This window comes from Natronorubrum thiooxidans (assembly GCF_900156475.1).
GTDB classification, from domain to species: domain Archaea; phylum Halobacteriota; class Halobacteria; order Halobacteriales; family Natrialbaceae; genus Natronorubrum; species Natronorubrum thiooxidans.
In genome coordinates, this window is the sequence record NZ_FTNR01000057.1 from 1 (window position 1) to 1,357 (window position 1,357).

1 protein-coding gene is annotated in these 1,357 nt (G+C 56.7%); it reads right to left on the minus strand.

Annotated elements, in window-relative coordinates:
* Window positions 1–1,246: IS4 family transposase (locus BW940_RS20780; RefSeq protein WP_076611044.1), on the minus strand; the 1,246-nt coding region annotated here is incomplete at its 3' end.
* Between the last annotated feature and the right edge of the window lie 111 nt (window positions 1,247–1,357).

Consider the following 1,357-nt stretch of genomic DNA (forward strand, 5'->3'; position numbering starts at 1 on the left):
TAGCGAGCCTCTCTTGGAGTATCGGTCGTTGTTGGTGTATCTTCTGAGCGTCGTCGATCAACCGTTCCAGCAACGGTGGCGGAGAGTAACCGAGGTGTTCACCGAGTTCGTGAAGGATGAGCTGGGCGTGCGACCGGAAGGTCGCCGCCCAGCGTTCTGGTGGAAACACGAGCTCATCATCTGCCTGCTCGGTGACCAGATCCAACAGATCACGGCTGACCAGCAGTGACAGCAACGCCGCGTACAGCAGTATCTCAACGACGTGCTTCTTGCTCGTGGAAAACTCGTCCAACGAGTACTGCGTCTTGAGTTCGCGGAACAACAACTCAACTTCCCATCTGCAGCGGTAGATTGTCGCTAGGTCTGCCGGTAAGAACTCTTCTCGCGGGAGATTCGTGATATACAGATGGTAGTCGTCGGCGTCCTTGTTGCGGACGCCGACGACGCGGAACGTCTTCGTGTCCCACGACTGCGTCCCTGCATACTCTCTGCGCTGGAATTCTGCTTCGACCTCAACATCGATATACTGCCGATAGAGGTCATCAACCACGTCGTGGACTTTCTCACCCTCCAAGGGAATGGCGTCGCCACGCCATTCCCGTAATTCTCCGGTTATCACCGGGTTCACGTTTGATTTGAGCCGACTCACGAAGTAGCCGTCATTCTCGTCGATCAGTGCGAAACGGCGGTACTTGAAGTACGCTTGATCGAACAGTACCAACCGGTCTTTGAGCCACGGACCCGTGTCAAACTCCGTGCTGTCGTGTGCTTTTTCGTCAGTGACGCTGAACCGGTCGATCGTCTGATCAGTGACGTTGTGGAGCAGGTGGAGCCGCGCTCCACCCTGCTCCCCTTTCCGTGGTTCGTACGCATCAGCGAGAAACCGATGTAACCGCAGGATTGTCCCGTCAGCGACTATCACATCACGGAATCGGTCAAAATCTGCATCGACTGTATCCGGGACAGCGACCTCGTCGAGCGCGACCTCGACGAGGTCGCAGAGATACTCCGCGAGAGAGGGCGTTAACCGGTTATAGAAACCGCCTGGAGAGATCGGCTCGTCAGCGGTGGCGTTATAGCTTCGTCTGAAGCCAGCGAGTGTTCGGCTTTCGCCTGCGGCGAAGCCGAACACGAATGCCCAGACGAAGGCAGGGATCTGGAGCTTGCGGTCACGTTCGACCACGCCGAGTTCCTCGGCGTGCTCTTCGAGGAACTCAGAGGAAAACAATGTAGTGAGCCGACGCATAATCCGAGATGAGGAGGCGTCTTGGTGCACACTTGCCGCCTCCTCGTTCCTTCCGCAAACATACCTCGATAAGCCGCCGCTGTCACGCGATTCGTCTCCTAACTAAAGACG